The organism is Thermus antranikianii DSM 12462 (genome assembly GCF_000423905.1).
Lineage (GTDB): Bacteria > Deinococcota > Deinococci > Deinococcales > Thermaceae > Thermus > Thermus antranikianii.
Window position 1 is genome coordinate 26,551 of the sequence record NZ_AUIW01000016.1, and the last position, 16,696, is coordinate 43,246.

General features: G+C 65.8%; 15 protein-coding genes. 6 read left to right on the plus strand and 9 right to left on the minus strand.

Annotated features, from left to right (window positions below; all coding sequences use genetic code 11):
* The 7 genes from G584_RS0109830 to hpaI all read right to left on the minus strand — a co-directional run bounded on the left by G584_RS0109830 (position 1) and on the right by hpaI (position 7,378).
* Positions 1-1,173: an ABC transporter substrate-binding protein gene (locus G584_RS0109830; RefSeq protein ID WP_028494474.1), complete on the minus strand. Its 1,173-nt coding sequence runs from the start codon at positions 1,171-1,173 to the stop codon at positions 1-3.
* 130 nt (positions 1,174-1,303) lie between these two features.
* Entirely contained in the window at positions 1,304-2,260 is a 957-nt protein-coding gene (hpaD, locus tag G584_RS0109835; RefSeq protein ID WP_028494475.1) for a 3,4-dihydroxyphenylacetate 2,3-dioxygenase, read from the minus strand.
* Positions 2,248-2,697: a 4-hydroxyphenylacetate 3-monooxygenase reductase subunit gene (gene hpaC, locus G584_RS0109840; protein ID WP_028494476.1), complete on the minus strand. Its 450-nt coding sequence runs from the start codon at positions 2,695-2,697 to the stop codon at positions 2,248-2,250. Before hpaC ends, hpaD begins: the two co-directional genes overlap by 13 nt.
* A 50-nt stretch (positions 2,698-2,747) precedes the next feature.
* Positions 2,748-4,199: a 4-hydroxyphenylacetate 3-monooxygenase, oxygenase component gene (gene hpaB, locus G584_RS0109845; protein WP_028494477.1), complete on the minus strand. Its 1,452-nt coding sequence runs from the start codon at positions 4,197-4,199 to the stop codon at positions 2,748-2,750.
* 4 nt (positions 4,200-4,203) lie between these two features.
* Positions 4,204-5,754 (minus strand): 5-carboxymethyl-2-hydroxymuconate semialdehyde dehydrogenase, encoded by a 1,551-nt coding sequence (hpaE, locus tag G584_RS0109850; protein ID WP_028494478.1) that lies wholly within the window; start codon positions 5,752-5,754, stop codon positions 4,204-4,206.
* On the minus strand, positions 5,751-6,491 hold the full coding sequence (locus G584_RS0109855) for a fumarylacetoacetate hydrolase family protein (RefSeq protein ID WP_028494479.1): 741 nt from the start codon (positions 6,489-6,491) through the stop codon (positions 5,751-5,753). The genes hpaE and G584_RS0109855 overlap by 4 nt, the downstream gene beginning before the upstream one ends.
* Positions 6,488-7,378, minus strand: coding sequence for a 2,4-dihydroxyhept-2-ene-1,7-dioic acid aldolase (gene hpaI / locus G584_RS0109860; RefSeq protein WP_028494480.1), 891 nt, complete (start codon positions 7,376-7,378; stop codon positions 6,488-6,490). Before hpaI ends, G584_RS0109855 begins: the two co-directional genes overlap by 4 nt.
* Before the next feature lie 144 nt (positions 7,379-7,522).
* On the opposite strand from hpaI, the gene G584_RS0109865 reads away from it, so the two are divergent.
* Positions 7,523-8,899, plus strand: a complete 1,377-nt coding sequence (locus G584_RS0109865; RefSeq protein ID WP_028494481.1) for a PucR family transcriptional regulator — start codon at positions 7,523-7,525, stop codon at positions 8,897-8,899.
* 9 nt (positions 8,900-8,908) lie between these two features.
* A complete protein-coding gene (locus G584_RS0109870; RefSeq protein ID WP_028494482.1) occupies positions 8,909-9,340 on the plus strand; it encodes a hypothetical protein in 432 nt (143 codons plus the stop codon).
* Positions 9,341-9,540: 200 nt separating this feature from the next.
* On the opposite strand, the gene serA is transcribed toward G584_RS0109870, so the two are convergent.
* Positions 9,541-11,106 carry a phosphoglycerate dehydrogenase gene (gene serA / locus G584_RS0109875; protein ID WP_028494483.1) on the minus strand — a complete coding sequence of 522 codons (1,566 nt, stop codon included), beginning with the start codon at positions 11,104-11,106 and terminating at the stop codon, positions 9,541-9,543.
* Positions 11,107-11,205: 99 nt separating this feature from the next.
* Here serA and G584_RS0109880 point away from each other — a divergent pair, with 99 nt between their 5' ends.
* Genes G584_RS0109880 through dtd form a run of 3 tightly spaced genes read left to right on the plus strand, consistent with a single transcriptional unit; the run spans position 11,206 to position 13,345 of the window.
* Positions 11,206-12,048 carry a DegV family protein gene (locus G584_RS0109880; RefSeq protein ID WP_028494484.1) on the plus strand — a complete coding sequence of 281 codons (843 nt, stop codon included), beginning with the start codon at positions 11,206-11,208 and terminating at the stop codon, positions 12,046-12,048.
* A complete protein-coding gene (locus tag G584_RS0109885; protein WP_028494485.1) occupies positions 12,032-12,874 on the plus strand; it encodes a DegV family protein in 843 nt (280 codons plus the stop codon). The genes G584_RS0109880 and G584_RS0109885 overlap by 17 nt, the downstream gene beginning before the upstream one ends.
* Before the next feature lie 3 nt (positions 12,875-12,877).
* Positions 12,878-13,345, plus strand: coding sequence for a D-aminoacyl-tRNA deacylase (dtd, locus tag G584_RS0109890; RefSeq protein ID WP_028494486.1), 468 nt, complete (start codon positions 12,878-12,880; stop codon positions 13,343-13,345).
* Here dtd and G584_RS0109895 read toward each other — a convergent pair.
* A complete protein-coding gene (locus G584_RS0109895; RefSeq protein ID WP_245563391.1) occupies positions 13,332-16,289 on the minus strand; it encodes a bifunctional diguanylate cyclase/phosphodiesterase in 2,958 nt (985 codons plus the stop codon). The two genes, dtd and G584_RS0109895, sit on opposite strands and share 14 nt — an antisense overlap.
* 85 nt (positions 16,290-16,374) lie before the next feature.
* On the opposite strand from G584_RS0109895, the gene G584_RS0109900 reads away from it, so the two are divergent.
* A partial coding sequence (locus G584_RS0109900; RefSeq protein ID WP_028494488.1) for a transposase occupies positions 16,375-16,696 on the plus strand: 322 nt, incomplete at its 3' end.

Sequence of the window (16,696 nt, forward strand, 5' to 3'; positions counted from 1 at the left end):
TTAGCGGAAGATGCGTTCCAGCTTCCAGCGGCCGTTCTCCACCCGGACCATCACCGCCGCATCCTCAAAGCGCAGGCCCAGGTGGTCCTCCCGGCTGAAAGTGAAGACCCCGTGGGTGGCCACCAGGTTCCGGGTGGCCTCGATCTCGTCCCGCAAGGCAGCGCGGAAGGCGGCGAGGTCCTTAGCCGGGTCAGCCCGCTTCAAGGCCCGCTCCAGGGCCGGCTTCAGGATCAGCCAGGCATCCCAGGCATGGGCGCCGAAGGTGGAGTAGCTGCCGATGCCGTACTTGGCCTCGTAACGCTGGATGTAGTCCAGGGCCACCCGCTTGCTGGGGAAGGTGCCGGGAAGTTGCTCCGCCACCAGGATGGGCCCGGCCGGGAGAAGGGTGCCCTCCACGTCCTTGCCCCCCACCCGCAGGAAGTCGGGGTTGGCCACCCCGTGGGTCTGGTAGATGAGGCCGGCATAGCCCCGCTCCTTCAGGGTGCGCTGGGGAAGCACGGCGGGGGTGCCGCTGGCCCCGATCAAGACCGCGTCGGGCCGCCGGGCGAGGATGCGCAGCACCTGGCCGGTCACCGAGGTGTCGGTGCGGGCATAACGCTCGCTGGCCACCACCTGCAGGCCCTTGGCCTTGGCCTCCGCCTCGAAGAAGCGGGCCCAGCCCTCCCCGTAGGCGTCGTTAAAGCCGATGTAGGCCACGGTCTTGACCCCCCTGGCCACCATGTCCGCCACGATGGCCCGGGCCATGAGCTCCTCTGTCTGGGGGGTCTTGAAGACCCAGTGCCGCTGGGCGTCCACGGGGTGGATGATGTCCTTGCTGGCCGCCAGGGAGATCATGGGCACCTTAGCCTCGGCCACCACGGGGATCATGCCCAAGGAAGCCGGGGTGGTGGTGGTGCCGATAATGGCCACCACTCCCTCCTCCACCAGGCGGCGGGTATTCCGCACCGCCTGGGTGGTGTCCGAGGCATCGTCCAGGATCACGAACTGCACCTTGCGCCCGGCCACGCCTCCCGTGCGGTCCAGCATCTCCTGGAGCATGAGGAAGGTGTTCCGCTCGGGAATACCCAAGGAGGCGGCAGGGCCGGTGGCCGAGACCACCACACCCACCTTGAGAGCCTCCTGGGCCAGGGCCGAAAGGCCTAAAACCAACAGGGCTACCAACCAGCGCTTCATCTTCTTCCCCTCCTTCGTCCCTTCATCTTTCCGCTTCCCACTGTTCATTCCCCACCGGGCGAGACCCGGATCGGGTCTAACTAACGACCGTTTGCCTTCCAGTTTAACCAGGGACTTCTGTCCCGTCAAGCTAGGTCACGTGCTCGGGGATGCCGACAAGGGGCGAAGGCCGCGTGGGCAAGGGCTTTCCCTCGAGGTCCAAAAGCAAGCTTCCCTCCAGGAACCAGCTCTTTGGGGTCCTGTGCCCCCAAAGGGTCTGTCGCCTGGGGTCGTTCAGGCTCCAGCGCACCGGGGGCAGGTCGGGGTCCACGGTGAGGTAGTCGGAGGTGTAGAGCTCGATGCGGTGCCCGTCCGGGTCCTTGAGGTAGAGGAACATGGCGTTGGAGATCCCGTGCCGCCCGGGTCCCCGTTCGATCTGGTCCGTCCTGCGGGCTCCCGCCAGGATGTCCGCCGCCTTCAGGATGGCCATGGGGTCAGGAAGCCAGTAGGCGAAGTGGTGGAGCCTCGGGCCTTCCCCGTTGGTGAAGGCCACGTCGTGGACGTTCCCCTTGCGGTGGAGCCAGCTGGCCCAAAGCCTCCCCTCATCGTCCTCCGTGTACTCGGTGAGGCGGAAGCCCAGCCTCTCCTGGTAATAGCGGGTGGCCCGCTCCACCTCGGGGGAGAAGAGGTTCAGGTGGTCGATGCGCAAAATCCCCGGCCCCCGGTAGAGGTGGTACTCCTGCAACATGCGGGGAAGCTTCTCCGCCCCCGCGTAGAAGACCAGGGGATAGCCAAAGGGGTCCTGAACGCGGAGCATCCTGGGCCTACCCCAGTCCGCTTCCAACCGGTGGGGAAGCCCTTCCTGTTCCGCCCAAGCCTGGGCCTCTTCCATCCCCTTCTCGTCCACCTTGAAGCCCAGGCTCCGCACCGCGGGAAGTTCCGCCTGGGTGAGCTTCAGGCTCCACTCCAGCTCCTCGTAGCCCCGGAGGTAGGCGCTTTTCCCCTCCTTGCGCTCCAGGCGGAAGCCCAAAAGCCCCTCGTAGAACTCCAGGCTTTTCTCCAGGTCCCTCACCCAAAGCTCTATGAATCCAACCCTCACGATGGCCATACCAACCTCCTGTAACCCCGGCCGAAGTACACCAAGGGAAGGCCGGGTTCCCCCAGCTCCACCGCCTCCACCCGGCCCACCACCAGCCGGTGGTCCCCCCCGGGGTAGGCCGCCTCCAGGCGGCAGCGCAGCACCGCCAAGGCCCCTGGCACCCTGCCGTCCACCAACCCCACCCCTTCCTGGGGTTTGCCGGCAAAGTGCTGGGAGACTGCCTCCTGCCCTTCCCTCAGAACGCTAACGGTGAAGGCCCGGGAGGCCTCCAGAAGGGGCAAAAGCCTCGCCTTCTCGTGGATGCCCAGGGCCACCAGGGGAGGCTCGAGGCTCAAGGACATGAAGGCGGTGGCGGTCATGCCCCGCTCCTCCTCCCCCAGCCGGGCGGACACCACGGTCACCCCGGCGGCAAACCGGCTTAGGGCCTCCTTGAAGGCCTCCTTCAAGGCCTCGTCCGGCTTGGGCAAACCCGCAGGCCCCTCGGGAAAGGCACCCGTCACGCCTCCACCTCCGCAAACACGGAAAGCGCCCTCTTCAGGTAGGCGCGGATCCGCTCCTTGTAGGGCTCTTTATCGTAGACGCTAAAGAGGGTCTGATACATGCGCACCGGATCCCCGAAGAAGAAGCGCTCGTAAAGCTCCTGCCGGGCTCCGAATCCCGAGAGGGTCATGTCCCAGGCCAGGCGGAAGAGGGCCACCCGCTCCTTGGCCTCGAGGGTAGCCCCCTGCAGATACTTCTCCAGCAAGGGGGCCAGGGGGCCCTTGAAGTCCCGCTCCGAGGGCAGGGTGATCAGGCCGCTGGCCCCGATCTGCTCCAGGATCTCCCTAAGCCGGGGGTAGAGCCTGGGGTACAGGTTCCTCGCCCCGTCCAAGGCCCCCCGGTCGGGTACCAGCAGGCCAAAGGCATTCTCCTTGGCCTCCTCCTCCGCCCGGGTCCAGAAGGCCCGCATGGCCTCCAGGTAGACGATGATCTCGGCGATCTTCTCCTGCACGTGGCTGTAGGCGTCGGCCCCGATCCCCTCGGCCATCAAGGCCGCCACCCCCAGAAAGGCCTCGGTCTTGGCGGTCTTCAAGGCCACCACCTGGTGGGCCATGTGGTTCAAGGCTCCCGTGGCGGCGTAGGCGTTGTTGCAGAGCTCCACGTTCCCTAAAATGAAGACCCGCTCCCAAGGGACCAGCACATCGTCAAAGATCACCAGGCAGTCCATCTCCTCGAGGCGGCTGCTAAGGGGGTAGTCGAAGGGGCTATCCCCTCCCACCAAGGCCTCGCGGCAGACGAAGTGAAGCCCCGGGGTGGAAGTGGGCAGGGCGAAGGCAATGGCGTACTTCTCGTTGCCCGGCCCCTCCTTAAGCAGGGTGGAAGGGAAGATGAGGACCTCATCCGCCAGGGGAAAGGTGGCGGTCATGCGGGCTCCCCGCACCACGATGCCCTTTTCCGTCTGACGCACCACCCCCACGGGGATGTAGGGGTCGGGCTGGGCCGAGGGGGGCTTGGCCCGGTTCACCTGGGGGTTGGTAAGGGCGTGGGTGGTGGCCAGGTCGTGGTCGCGGAGGTAGCGGTAGTAGGCCCGCACGTTGTCGGCAAACTCCCCGAAGTACTCGGCGCTGGCAGCATAGGCCATGACCACGGCGTTCAGGTAGTCCGGGCTACGGCCCATCATCCCCAGGTTCTGGTCGGCCCAGAGCTTGTAGGCCTGGCCCCGCCGCTTCAGGTCCTCCTTGGTCTTGGGGATGAGGAAGCTCATCCCGTGCCGCTTCCCCTCCTCCTCGTAGGTGAGGGCCTCCCGGTACCGAGGATCGTGCTGCAGGTCATAGAGGGCCGCCATGGTGCGCACGATGCCCCGGAAGACGGGATGGGTAGTGGGGTCCTCTACCTTTTCCCCCTTGTACCAGAGGTTGGGGGGCCGCTCCTTCAAGGCTTCCAGATACTCCGCTCCTGTCCTCGCCATCCTCTCACCTCTTTCCGAACTTGGGCACGTGGGGGGGCCTTAGGGGAAGCCCCACGGCCTTGAGGTCGGTGTAAAACTCAAGAGCATAAAGGCCACCCTCCCGCCGTTCCCCGCTGGCCTTCACCCCGCCAAAGGGGGTGGGCAGGTGGCGCACGTTGTGGCTGTTCAGGTATACGAGGCCCGCCTCTAGCTCCAAGGCCAGGCGATGGGCCCTTTCCAAGTCCCGGGTGAACACGTAGGCCGCAAGGCCATACCGGGTGTCGTTGGCCTTCCTAAGGGCTTCCTCCTCGTCCTTGAAAGGAATGGCCACCAAGACGGGCCCGAAGATCTCCTCCTGGGCGATTTTCATGTGGTTTTCCCCCACGAAGAGGGTGGGCTCCAGGTAGTTCCCCTGGGAAAGATCCTCCCCGCGGAAGGAGGTGGTGGCCCTCCTTCCGCCCACGAGAAGCCTTGCCCCCTCCTTAAGGCCCGCCTCCACATACCCCAAAACCCTCTCCAGGTGCTCGGGGTGGATGAGGGGGCCCACCTCGGTCTCGGGGTCCAGGGGATGGCCCACCCGGATGGCCCGCGCCCGTTCCGCCACCCTCTCCACAAAGGTTTCAAAGATGGACTCCTCCACCAGGAGGCGGGAGCTCGCTGTGCACCGCTCCCCGTTGAAGGAGTAGATCTGGAAGACCACCGCATCCAAAGCCCTTTCCAGATCGGCGTCGGCAAAGACCAAGGCCGGGCTTTTCCCGCCAAGCTCCAGGGAAAGCCGCTTAAGGTGGCGGGCGGCGTTTTGCATCACGATCTTCCCGGTTTCCGTCTCCCCGGTGAGGGTGATGAGGGGAACGAGGGGATGGGCCACCAGGGCAGCCCCCGCCTCCTCGCCGTAGCCCTGGACCAGGTTGAAGACCCCAGGGGGAAGGTCCGCCTCCTGCACGATCTCCGCCAGCTTGCTGGCGGTTAAGGGGCTCCATTCCGCGGGCTTCAGCACCACCGTGTCCCCGAAGGCCAGGGCCGGGGCGATGCGCCAGGTGGAAAGCATCAGGGGAGCGTTCCAGGGAGTGATGATGCCCACCGGCCCAGCCGGGACCCTCAGGCTGTAGTAAAGCCAGTCCCGGTCCACGGGGAAGGTGCGGTCCTCCATGGCGTGCTCGGCGTACTCGGCGTAGAAGGCGAAGTTCTCCGCGGAGCGGGCCACCTGGGCCTTGACAATCCGCAGCACCTGCCCAGCATCCAAGGCCTCCACCACCGCCAGCTCATCCGCATGCTTTTCCAAAAGCTCGGCGATCCTCAGGAGGTAGCGCTTCCTCTCCCGGGCCGGGGTGCGGCTCCACCGCTGGAAGGCCTCGTGGGCCGCCTTGGCGGCCCGGTCCACTTCCCTTTCCCCGCCCCGGGCCGCATGGGAGAGCACCTCGTTGGTGGAAGGATCCAAGGTGGGAAAGACCTCCCCGCTTTCCGAGGGGCGGAACTCCCCGCCGATGAAGTGGAGGGCCGTCCACCCCTTTAGGGCGTTTCGAATGGCCTCGATCCTTTCCCAGGGAATCCCTGCCACCTGGTCCTGGTACCTCATGCCTCCTCCTCTATGGGGTTTTCCAAAGCGCCAAGCCCTTCGATCTCCAGCCGCATCACATCCCCGGGAAGCACCCGGCTTATGCCCTTGGGCGTCCCGGTGAGAATGACGTCGTAGGGCTCCAGGGTCATGAACTCGGATATGTACTCCAAAAGCTCCGCCACGCTGTAGAGCATCCTCGAGGTGTGCCCTTCCTGACGAAGCTCCCCGTTCACATAGGCCCTTAGGGTAAGGTTCTGGGGATCCTCCACCTCCCCCACCACCAGAAAGGGCCCCAGGGGGCCAAAGGTATCCCGTCCCTTGGCCCGGATGGGGGGGCGGAAGGTGTTGGAAACGTAGTCCCGCACCACCAGGTCGTTGGCGATGGTGTATCCCAGGACGTAGTCCAGGGCCTCTTTGGCCTTCACCCTGCGCATGGGCCGGCCCACCACCACCGCCAGCTCCACCTCGTAATGCATGTACTCCACCCCTTTTGGGTAACGCACCACGCCCTTATGGGGAAGGAGGCTATTGTTCGGTTTCCAAAAAAGCGCGGGCTCCTCGGGACGGGAAAGGCCCAGCTCCTCGGCATGGTCCGCATAGTTCAGGGCCACCCCGATCACCTTGCCGGGGGTGAAGGGAAGGAGCCAGGTGACCTCCTCGGGATCATGGGCCTCCCCAGCTTCGTCCAGGAGGATGCCCTCCCTATAAACCCCGTGATGGAGCCTTCCCTTAGCCAGGAAACGGCAGAGCTTCATGCCTCCTCCCCGATCAGGCGGTAGCGCCGGGCCATGGCCCTTAGCCTCTCCTCCACCTCGGGGGTGGTGGGACCCAAGGGGAGGCGCCACTCCTTCTCCAAAAGGCCCATCCAGGAGAGCACCGTCTTCAGGGGAATGGGGTTCGTGTCCCAGAAGATGGCCTCGTTGGCCTCGAGGAGGTAGTAATGGAGCTCCCTGGCCCCCTGGAAATCCCCCGCCAGGGCCAGCTCCGTGAGCCTCGCCACCTCTTTGGGAAGCCAGTTGGCGGTGGCGGCGATGGTCCCCACCGCTCCCAGGCTCATCATGGGCAGGGTGAGGCTTTCCAAGCCGCAGAACACCAGGAAGTCCCGGCCCACCTCTTGGAAGAGCTGGGAGAGGTACTCCAGGTCCTTGGAAGAGTGCTTCAGCCCCACGATGTTGGGAAAGTCCCGCCTAAGGCGGGCCACGGTCTTGGGGGCGATCTCCACCCCTGCCCGGCCCGGGATGTTGTAGATGAGGATGGGAAAGTCGGGTACCGCCTTGGCCACCTCGGCGAAGTAGCGGTACAGTCCTTCCTGGTTGGGTTTAACGTAATAGGGGACGATGACCATGGCCCCCTGGGCCCCTGCTTCCCTGGCAAAGCGGGTGAGCTCGAGGGTCTCCTCAAGCCTGAGGGCCCCGGTGCCGGGGATGACGGGAACCCGGCCCGCCGCCTGCTCCAGGGCGATCTCGATCACCCGCTTCCGCTCCTCCAGGGTCTGGGTGCCGGGTTCGCCCGTGGTGCCCCCCACGCTAAGGCCATGGGAGCCCCCTTGGATTACCCGTTCCACCAAACCCCGTAGGGCTTCCTCATCGATCCGGCCTCGCCGAAAGGGTGTGGGTAAGGGAGGAATGGACCCGCGGAACATGCTGCTCCTTTCGCCCCTCAGGATGGCCGTCCCGGCCCGGGAGGGCAACTGTAAGTAGCACAAGATTCTGCCGAAATATGTTTCGTTGTACAAAAACGCCCCCCTTGTCCCCTGGCAGAACCGGGTATATTGTGCAAGACAACAATGTCCATGCCAGAATTTAGGTCAATTTCCATCGGCTTCCTCCATCTGGCCCAGGACCTGGGCCTCGAGGTCCTGGTCCCCTCCCATAGGCCGGTCCTCTACCTCCTGGAGGAGGCGAGACCCCTCCTGCCCCTGGAGGGGGCCCTTCTCCTCGCCCGCCCCGAGGGAAACCTCTGGCGCTACCGCACCGCCTCCGGCTTCCTCCTTCCGGCCCCGGATCCGGAACTCCTGGAGTATGCCCGGAAGGAGGGCCTAGGGGTAGCGGTCTACCCCCCTTGGCTGAAGCGGGAGGAACTGGCCAAGGCGGTGGCCCTGCGCCTCTTCCACCTGGGCTCGGGCCTGGGGATGGCCGGGCTTTTGGACCTCCTGTTGAGGCTTCCAGAAAGGCCCTTCCTGGAAGTCCTCTACCAGGCCACGGGCCTGGCCCTGGCCCGGGTAGCCCCTTGGGGAGAAGTGCTGGGATTTGCCGGTCCCGTGCCTCCCCAGCACCCCAAGGAGCCTGGGGAAGGCCGAGGGTGGCTTTCCCTGGAGGCAGGCGAGGGCGTTCTGGTGGCCTACGGGGAGGAGGAGGGTCTACGGCAAGCCCGGGGCCTTCTGGAGGTGGCCGCCCGGCTCCTTCGGGTGCGGGCCCTGGAACGCTCCCTGGAAAGGATGCGGGAGGAATCCCTGGGCGGGGCGCTCCTGGAGGGCCTTATCCTGGGGGAAGCGGAACCCGACCGGCTCTTCGCCTTTGGCTTCACCGAGGGGGTGGAGTGGGTCCTGGCCCTGGTGGAACCCCCGGCGGTACCGGGCCGCCACCGGCTGGCAGAGGAGCGAAGGAGGGAGGCCACCCTGGAACTGAGGCGTCGGGCCGGCACCTTTCTGGACCGGCTGGGCGTGCCCTACCTCCTCACCACCCGGGGGAACCGCCTGGCGGCCATGTGGCAGGTGCACAACCCTAAGAAGGAGGCGCAAAGCCTCCTTTCTGCCCTGCCCCCGGGAAGCCGGCTAGGGTATTCCGCGGTCCACGCCGCTGGCGAGGAGGTCCAAAACGCCTACCGCGAGGCCCTCATCGCCCTGAAGGCGGCCCGGGCGGGGGAGGCCCTTTCCTTCAGCGGCCTGGATCCCGTGGCCTTTGTGCTCCTCCAGCAGTCTCCCGAGGACCTGAAGGCCCTGGTGGAGCGCTACCTACCCCTTCCCCCGAAGCTCCTGAAGACCCTCGAGGTGTACATGGCCACGGGCAGCGTGGAGGAGGCGGCCTCTTCCCTCCACATCCACCCCAACACCCTGCGCTACCGCCTTAAGCGGATCGAAGCCGCCCTGGGTTCCCTGTCCCGCCCCGAGGTCCTGGCCCAGGTTCACCTGGCCCTTAAGGCCCGAGACCTCCTGATGGGGTAAGATCCCTATATGCCAAAGCCCAGGGTGGTTCTCCTGGTCCTCCTGCTTTTGGGCGGCGTGGGCTTTGCCCAGACCCTCCTGGAGGCCACCGCCGTGGTGGCCTTGGCCTCCAGCCTGGACCCAGCGGTGCGCCTGCCCACGGGAAGCTACAAGGCCAAAAACCCCGAACCCCTCCTCCTTCGCTTTCCCGAGGCCAAGGGGTATGCCCTCGAGGCCTTCGTGGCCAAAGGCATCGCCAGCAGGCTCCACGCTGCTTTCGTCCAGCAGGTGCTCACCAGCTTTGCCGCCGCGGGCTACTTCGTGGAGAGGCAGGAGGAGAAAACCATAGACGGGGAGGTGCGAAGCCTTTACCTCCTCAAGGACAACCTGGGCCGGTCCGCCATCCTCCTGGTGGTGCGCAAGGGGGAGGAACTGGTCTACGGGTTCGGCAAAAAGCGCTGAACCCGTAGACTCCGCGCTGGGCCCGGGCTATCCCAAGCACCGGAGAAACGGCCCACCTCTCCTAATCCCCCTTAGCCCCAGCACGAAGGTGGCTGTTTGCGGCAGGAAGGGGGCAGTGTATGTGCCTATTTTCACGATAAAACCTGCTTGTGCCTACCTTCTCCACTGAAGTCACCCCTAACCAGCCTCCCACCCCAGGCCTAAAGCTCCGCCAGATCCACCCTCTCCAACACCGGCAAAGCCCTAAGGGCCTCCAGAACCTCCGGGCTTGGCTTCTGGTCCACGGTAAGCACAAAGAGGGCCCTTCCCCCCGGCACATCCCGGCCCAGTTGCATCCCGGCGATGTTCACCCCCGCCTCGCCCAGGAGGGTTCCCACCTGGCCCACCACCCCCGGGCGGTCGTAGTTGATGCAGACCAACATGTACCCCTCCGGCACCACCTCGAGGGCATAGTCGTCGATGCCCACCAGGCGGGGCTTACCCGCCATCACCACCCCGCGGGCCCGGCGCTCCTCCTGGTCGGTGGCAAGGCGCACCTCCAGAAGCCTGGTGTACTCCCCCGCCTCCTCCTGCCTGCGGGTGACAAGCCGGATGCCCCGGTCCTTAAGAAGGGGCCTGGCGGAAACCAGGTTCACCATCTCCTCCCCCAGCACCCGGGAGAGGAAGCCCTTGGCCACGGCGCTGGCCACGGGCTCGGGGTCCTTTTCAAACCGGCCCAGGAAGCTTACCTCCAGCACCTCGGGCCGGCCCCGGGTGATCTGGGCAAGAAGCTTCCCCAACGCCTCCCCCAGGGGCAGGAAACCCCTCAGGGCCTCGAGGGCCTCGGGATCAAACCCGGTGTTCAGGGCATAGGAGAGATCCCCCTCCAGGGTGCGCACCACCCGCTCCAAAACCGCCTCCCCCACCCGGTCCTGGGCCTCAAAGGTGTTGGCCCCCAGGTGGGCGGTGAGGACCACCCTCGGGTGCTTAAGAAGCGGGTGGTCCTTGGGGGGAGGCTCCTGGGTAAACACGTCCAGGCCTGCGGCAAAGAGGTGGCCCTCCTCCAACACCTCCAACAGGGCCTTCTCGTCCACGATGCCCCCTCTGGCGGCGTTCACCACCACCGCCCCCCGGGGGAGGAGGTAGAGCTCCCTCCGCCCGATCATCCCCCGGGTTTCCTCGGTGAGGGGGGTGTGGACGGTGAGGAAGTGGCTCTGACGGAGGAGGTCGGAAAGGTCCTCCAGGAGCTCCACCCCCAGGCTCTCCGCCCGGGTCCGGGGGATGTAGGGGTCGTAGGCCAAAACCCGCATCTCAAAGGCCTTGGCAAAGCGGGCCACCTGGCTTCCGATCCTCCCCAGGCCGATGATACCCAGGGTTTTCCCCTTAAGCTCAAGGCCCAGGAACTTCCGGTCCCACTCCCCGGCGCGGATCTTGCGGTCGGAAAGGGCAATGCCCCGGGCCGCCGCCAGAAGGAGGCCAAAGGCCAGCTCCGCCGCCGAGCGGGTGTTGGCCTCGGGAACGTTGACCACCAGGATGCCCAAGCGGCTTGCCGCCTCGAGGTCCACGTTGTCCACGCCTACCCCGCCCCGTCCCACCACCTTAAGCCGCTTGCCCCGCTTCAGTAGCTCGGCATCCACCTGGGTTCGGCTCCGGGTGATGAGGGCATCGTAGGCGGGGATGATCTCCAAAAGCTCCTCCCGCCCAATCCCCGGCCGGTAGTCCAAAAGCACCCCTGGGTACTTCACATCCCCAAGCCGCATCTCGTCGGACACCAAGACCCGCCACATATACCCTTGAACCTAGCAGAAAGCCCTTCTTCAAGCAACCAGGCCGCTACACTACACCACCTACCTGTGGTATCTTGTCCGGGAGCACAAGGAGGAGTGATGAAGGTTGCCTTGATCACCGACTCCACCTCTGACCTACCCAGGCCCCTAAGGGAACGCCTGGGGGTAGGGGTGGTGCCCCTTTACGTGAACCTGGGAGGACGCATCTACAGGGACTGGGAGGAGATCACCCCCGAGGAGATCTTCACGAAGGTGCGGGAGGGGGAGGCCTTTCCCACCACCAGCCAGCCTTCCCCTGAGGATTTCCAGCGGGCCTACCGGGAGGCCCTGCAGGAGGCCGACCACGTGCTTTCCATCCACATCTCGGCCAAGCTCTCGGGAACGGTGCAGTCCGCCCTTCTTGCGGCGCAAAACTTTCCCGAGCGGATCACCGTCTTTGACAGCCAGGCCGCTTCCTTGGGGATAGGCATGATGGTCCTGCGGGCCCACGAGCTCTTGCAAGCGGGCCAGGCTCTGCCGGAGGTCATCCGCGAGCTTGAGCGCATCCGCCAGGACCACTTCGTGCGCTTCAGCGTGGCCACCCTGGAGTTTTTGAAGCGAGGGGGGCGCATCGGCGGGGCCCAGGCCCTGTTGGGCACCCTCCTGGGCATCAAGCCCATCCTGACCCTGAAGGAAGGCCGGGTGGAGGCGGCGGGCCGGGCCCGGGGGGAAAAGAAGGCCAGGGAGGAGATCCTCAAGGACTTCCAGGCCTGGGCCAGGGGACGGGAGCGCATCCGGGCCTACTTCCTCTACAGCGCCGAGGCAAGCGCCGTGAGGGAACTGAAGGAAATGGTTCTGGCCTCGGGCCTTCCCGTGGAGGAGGCCCTGGTGAGCGAGCTGGGAGCGGTGATCGCCAGCCACACCGGGCCCGGCACCTACGGGTTCTATGCCTACAGCCTCTAATGTAGCCTTCGTGGCCGACTCCACCTTAGGCCTGAGCCCGGAAGAGGCCTTAAAGCAGGGTATTCACGTGGTGCCCCAGCAGGTGATCTGGGGGAATAGAACCCTCCGCGACCAGCTGGCCATCGCCGACGAGGAGGTCCTGGACCTCCTGCGCCGAGGGGAGCGGCTTTCCACCAGCCAGGTAGCCCTCGAGGACCTGCGCTCCACCTACGAAACCCTCCTGCAAACCCACGAGCGGGTGCTTTCCGTCCACGTGTCCGGCCACCTCTCGGGGACCGTGGCCACCGCCATGGCGGTGGCCCGGGAGTTCGGGGAAAGGGTCAAGGTGCTGGATTCCTGGTCCCTGAATGGGGGCCTCCTCTTGGTGCTGGAGGAAGCCCGCCGGCTTCTAAGAAGAGGGGTGGCCTGGGAACACCTGGAGGAAGCCCTTGCCCCCTACCGGGAGAGGGTGCGGGGCTATGTCCTCCCCGAAACCCTTATCTACCTGCACCGCTCCGGGCGGATCTCCGGCCTGCAAAGGTTCATGGGCGGGCTTCTCAGCATCCTTCCGGTGCTGGAGGTCAAGGGGGGCCGGGTCCTGGCTGGCCCGCGGGTGCGGGGCCTCAAGGAGGGCCTGCGCAGGCTGGTGGAGCTCTTCCGCCGGGACTTCCCGGATGGGGGACCCGTCTACCTGGCCCATGCGGGCAACCTGGAGGGCGCCAGGACCTTGGGCGAGGCCCTGAGGGCGGAAGGCGTGGAGGTCTTGGGCACCTTGCGGGCAGGAGCTGCGGTGAGCGTCCACGCGGGCCCGGGCACCGTGGCCCTCTTCGCCGGGCCCAGGGGGTGAAGCATGCGGGCAGTGGTGCAACGGGTTTCCGAGGCCTTCGTGGAGGTGGACGGCGAGGAGGTGGGCAGGATCGGCCTCGGGCTTCTGGTCCTCCTGGGGGTGGGGCACGGGGACACGGTGGAGGACGCCCTTTACCTGGCGCGCAAGATCGTGGCCCTGCGCATCTTCCCCGACGAGGCCGGAAAGATGAACCTCTCCCTCAAGGAGGTGGGCGGGGAGGTGCTCCTCGTGAGCCAGTTCACCCTTTACGCGGACACCCGCAAGGGAAACCGACCCTCCTTTGTCCAGGCGGCCCCGCCCGATCTGGGCAAGCGCCTCTACGAGGCGGCCATAGAGGCCTTCCTGCAACAGGGCGTGCACGTGGAAACCGGGGTCTACGGGGCCCACATGCGGGTGCACCTGGTGAACGATGGCCCCGTGACCCTCATCCTGGACTCGGAGGCGAAGGCGGAGAGGTTCAGGAGCCGCTGATGGGCTGGGGAGTCCCGAAGAGGTACCCCTGGGCAAACCGGTACCCAAGGCGCAACAACCAGTCCCGCTGCACCTCGGTTTCCACCCCTTCCGCCACCAGTTCCAACCCCAGCTCCCGGGCCAGGCTTAAGGAGGCCCGCAGGACCGCATGGGATTTGGGATTTTGCCCAAGCCCGGCGGTGAAACCCCGGTCCATCTTGACCATGCAGAAGGGGTGTTGGATCAAGGTGTTGAGGGAGGCGTAGCCCTGGCCAAAGTCATCCAGGACCAGCCCAAACCCCATTTCCACCAGCTCCTTTAGCACCTCCTCCACCCCTTGGGCCAGGGCGTACTCGGTGATCTCAAACCGCACCCCCTTGCCCCGCAGGCGGGAGGCCACCTCCAGGAACCGGGGGTCGCGCAGGGTCTGCGGGGAAAGGTTCACGTGCCAGACGCTACTCTCGGGCAGGGTCTCCACCCGGCGGAGCACGTAAAGGTCCAGCTCCCGGATCAACCCGGTTTCCTCCGCCAGGGGGATAAAGGCCCCCGCAGGCCAGAAGCCTCCCTCCCTGGGCCAGCGCACCAGCACCTCCGTGGCCACGGCCTCGAGGGTGGAAAGATCCACGATGGGCTGGCCGAACAGGATCAACCGGCCTTCCCGCAGGGCTTCCTCCAGGGCGGCCAGGACCTCCACCCGCTCCATGTAGGCCGCCTCCAGCTCCCGGTTGAAGTAAGCGATCCCCCGGCCCTTCTTGGCCTCCCGCAGGGCAAGGTCCGCCCGCCGGAGGAGTTCGCCCAGGTTCCGCCCGTCGCAGGGGTAGGCCACCACCCCCACGGAGATCCCCAGCTTGGCCTTTTCCAAGGCGCTTGGGGCGCTGGCCTCTAAGGCCCTCGTGAGGTCCTGGTAGAACCCCAGGACCCTTCCCGGTTCAAGGGGAAGCACAAAGAGGAACTCGTCATCCCCCAAGCGGTAAAGCTCCCCACCCTTGGGAAGGAGTTCCGCCCAGGCCCGGGCCGCTGCCGCGAGAAGCATATCCCCCACCTTCCGGCCATGCGTCTGGTTGTTTTCCCCAAAGCTGTTGAGATCCGCCAGCACCAGGCTGAGGGTTTCCTCCCTTTCCCGCCAGGCTTCCTCCAAAAATGCGCGGTTGGGCAGGCCGGTAAGGGGATCGTGGTAGCGGAGGTACCGGGCCTGCACCTGGGCCCGCTCCCAGGAGAAAACCATCTCCAGCCAACGGGCCAGGAAACGGAAGGGATCCAGGGCCTCCTCAGGGAAAGGAGCCTGGAAGGCATCCAGGTACAGGGCCCCGATGGCTTCCCCCTCCACCTCGAGGCGGGCGTAAAGGGTTTCCTTAAGCTCCCCAAAACGCCCCCTTTGCCTAAGGATCCCCCCCTTTTCCGGGGGCAGGTGCCGGAGGAACTCCCCAAGCACCGCTCCCGACACCCGGCCCTGCGAAGCCTGGGCCTGTAGGGCGTAAACCTCCTCGGGAGCAAGGCGCACCTCCTTTAGCCCGGGGTCATGCCCCGTAAGGGCCACGAAGGAGAAGCTCCCGTCCTGGTTTCGTAAAAGGAGGCTTCCCGCCTCCGCCCCCGGGATGGCTTCCAGGACCCTGTCCAGAAAGTGCTGGAAGAAGGAGCGGCCCATCCCCTCCTGCAAAAAGCGCTCCAGCATCTGGATGAGCACCTGCTGGATGCGGTAAAGGCTCCACTCCCGGGTGATGTTCCGCCCCGTGGAGGAGTAGGCCACCACCTGGCCCCTAAGGTCCCGTATGGGGGTGAGGATTTTGTGCTCCACCACCAGGCGCCCATCCTTGCGGCGGTTATAGAAGAGGCTCTGAAATACTTGGCCTCGCTGCAAGGTGTCCCAAAGGTGCCGGTAGAAAGCCTCCGGGTGCTTCCCCGACTTGAAGATGCGGGGATTCTGCCCCAGGACCTCCGAAGGAGAATAGCCCGTCTGGGTATATAGCGCCGCGTTGGCGTAGGTGATGCGCCCTTCCAGGTTCGTGATGAAGATGGCCTCCGGCACCTGCTCCACCACCTGGGAAAGGAGATGGGCCAAGGCTTGGGCACGGAAGCGCTCCAAGGCCTTCCCCGCCGAATAAGCCAGGTCCTGGAGGAGGGCCACCTCCTCCGGGTCAAAGGCATCGGGCTCGGGGGCGTAAACGTTGAGCGTCCCGAAGACCCTTTCCCCTATTCGCAAGGGAAAAGCGGCGCTGGAGGCAAAGCCAAAGCGCTGGGCCCGAAGGCGCCAAGGGCCGTAGTTTGGGTCCGTGCCCACATCCCTCAGCACCTGGGGCTTGCCCAGGCGGATGGCCCTTCCCGTGGGACCCTGACCCTCGGGGGTTTCGTCGTGGCGCACCACCAGTCCCTCCAGGTACCCCACCGCCCCCGCCCCTTCCAGAGGGCGCACCCGGCCGTCGGGCAGGGCCTCCCCCACCCAGGCCAGGGCGTATCCCTCCTCCACCAGCAAACCACACAGGCGCTGGAAATACTCGGCCTCGTCCTGGGCCTCAAGGGCCACCTGGCTGGCCCGGTGCAAAACCCTGGCCGCCCTCTCCGCCCGCTCCCTGAGCACCGCCAGGGCTAGAAGGCCCGCGGCCATCTCTAACGTGGCCTTGACTGTTGTGGAGAGCCTCACCCCGGGCTCCAGGTACAGGTTCAAGACCCCGAGAACCCGCTTTCCCACCTTGAGGGGAAGGATGGCGTGGCCGTGGGGAGGCATCCCCGGGTAGGTGATCTCGTGGGCCTCATCCACCTCAGGGATCCAGAGGGGCTCCTCCGTGAGCCCCACCCGCCCGCACAGGCACCGGCCCAAGGGCAAAAGGGCACAGGCGGTCTTCAAGGGTTCGTCCAGACGGTACTCCGCCACCAGGTGGAGGCCTTCCCCCCGCTTGAGGAAGATGGCCCCTTTTGTCTGTAGGGGAAGCCAAGGCACCTCTAGGAGGGCCTGGAGGAACTCCCGCAACCTCGCCTGTAAGGGAGCCTCCTTTAGGAGGATCCGGGAAAGCTCGAGGGTTAACGGTCGTGTAAGGATTTATGTGTAAGGGTCCGTGTTTAATAGGGGGGCACACCTTAGCACGAGGAGGTGCCCCGTGGACCAGGATACCTTGCGAATCTTGCTGAGGGAAGCGGTGCGGGAGACGGTGGCCGAGGTTTTGCAGACGGTTCTGGAGTTGGACCGGACGGCCTTCTTGCAGGTGCACGGAGGCCGCAGGAACGGCTACTACCCCCGCAAGCTGGAGACCGCCTTTGGCCAGGTGGACCTGAAGGTCCCTAGGGATCGGGAATCTCGGTATTACCCGGCTTTCCTTAAGCCCTACGTCCGCCGCCTGGTGGACGTGGGGGAAGTGGCGGTAGCCCTTTACGCCGCCG